Raw genomic sequence first — 1,775 nt, 5'->3', positions numbered from 1 at the left:
CTCCGCCGGACAGCCAGGGACCAAACCCGCACCCTCACCCATCTCGGCCTCACGTGATCAAAAAGGACGAGGTCCGACTACGCCGAAGCCCTGGTCGTAGGCCGCATTGTAGGAGGCTCGCCCGTTGGACTCGATCTTGATTGCGGAGTGGCCCGACGTCTGGTGAATGGGGCGCGGCAACGTCACGCGCTGGCGCTGTGTGACAGCGCTGTCCCCTCCGCTGAACTGAACCATCGGCGACACGGCACCGTTGTAGGGGCCGGAGGGCGACCGGCCCTGGATGGGGGTGCTCGTTGGGGCTCGTCGCGGATTGCCCGGCTGGTTTTGGAGATGTTGTTGGATCCGAGGGTTTTCAGCACGCCAGTGCCGAGGTTGCGGAGGGTCAGTCGAGGCCGTCTCGTATCCCAATGGCGTGGCCGCTGTTCCTCTTGATCGGAGACGGAATGACCAATCCATTTGACGACGACCGCAGTGCGTTTCGGGTCCTTATCAACGGCGAGGGGCAACATTCGCTGTGGCCGGTCTCGGCCGAGACGCCGGTCGGCTGGACGATCGTCAAGGGTGAGGACACCCGGCAAGCGTGTATCGACTACGTCAACGCCAACTGGGCCGACATCCGGCCACAGAGCCTCGTTTCTGCGATGGACGGGAGCACGTCGTGACGCGCGATGCGATGACGAGCCGCGCCCCACGGGGCGTCTACGACCACGCTGCCGGACGGCTCCTGACTCGGACGGTGCCCGGCCTGTTCGCCGCGCAGGTTGCTCGCACGCCAGACGCGGTCGCGGTAGTCGGCGGAGGGACCACGCTCACGTATACCCAACTCGACGCCAGAGCAAATCAACTGGCGCATCGGCTGGTGAGAATGGGAGTGCGGCCGGATGATCCGGTCGCACTCATCATGGAACGCGGTCCCGACCTGATCACCGCGATCCTGGCTGTCTTGAAAGCGGGCGGCGGCTACGTGCCGTTGCGGGACGATTTCCCTGCCGCCCGACTGCGGTGGATCACTGCCCAGATTGGTGCCACCGTCTTGGTGCGCGACCCGGCAACGATCCACGTAGAGTTCGAGCACGACGCCGTCGAGCTGATTGTTGACGATCAGGCATTCGCCGATGGGCCGAGCAACGAGCCGGCAGTGACGCTGTCCGGTGATCACCTCTGCTACGTGATGTACACCTCCGGCTCGACCGGAGTGCCGAAGGGCGTGGCCATCACCCACCGCGACGTGGCCGCCTTCGCCACCGATCAGTTGTGGCACGATCACGCCGAGCGCCGGGTGCTCCTGCACTCCCCGCATTCCTTCGACGCCACCACCTATGAGCTGTGGGCGCCGCTGCTCAACGGCGGCACCGTCGTAGTGGCACCACCGGGCCGCTACGACACCCACGACTTGGCCGCGCTGATCTCCGAGAACGACGTCACCGCGCTCTTCCTTACCGCTGCTTTGTTCGACCTGGTCTCCGCGGAGCGGCCCGAGTGCCTCGGCCAGCTACGGGAGTTGGCCACTGGCGGCGATGTCGTGCCGCCCATGGCGGTCCGCCGGATCCTGGAGGCCAACCCCGGATTCATCGTCCGTAACATGTACGGGCCCACCGAGGTCACCGTCGCCGCCACGGCGCATTCCGTGTGTTCAGCCGCGGACGTAGGTCCGGTGGTTCCCATCGGACGCCCCTTGGACAATACGCGCGTGTATGTGCTGGACGGGTATCTGCAACCGGTGGCGTCTGGGGTGGTCGGTGAGCTGTATGTCGCGGGAGCGGGTCTGGCGCGCG

At 65.9% G+C, this 1,775-nt stretch carries 2 protein-coding genes; both read left to right on the top strand.

Going from position 1 to position 1,775, the window contains the following annotated elements; genetic code table 11:
* Positions 1 to 443 precede the first annotated feature (443 nt).
* Positions 444 to 662 (top strand): MbtH family protein, encoded by a 219-nt coding sequence (locus ABZT03_RS44255; protein WP_356049982.1) that lies wholly within the window; start codon positions 444 to 446, stop codon positions 660 to 662.
* On the top strand, positions 659 to 1,775 hold a 1,117-nt coding region (locus ABZT03_RS44250; protein WP_356049980.1), incomplete at its 3' end, for an AMP-binding protein. The genes ABZT03_RS44255 and ABZT03_RS44250, both read left to right, overlap by 4 nt.

Source organism: Streptomyces sp. NPDC005574, from assembly GCF_040605435.1.
GTDB lineage: Bacteria > Actinomycetota > Actinomycetes > Streptomycetales > Streptomycetaceae > Streptomyces.
Note: the sequence above shows the minus strand (reverse complement) of the source record. Positions and strands in the feature narration are given on the sequence as shown.

What these genes read in the sequence shown, in the direction of transcription:
- ABZT03_RS44255 (WP_356049982.1), top strand. Translation starts at nt 444, where the DNA reads ATGACCAATCCATTTGACGACGACCGCAGTGCGTTTCGGGTCCTTATC.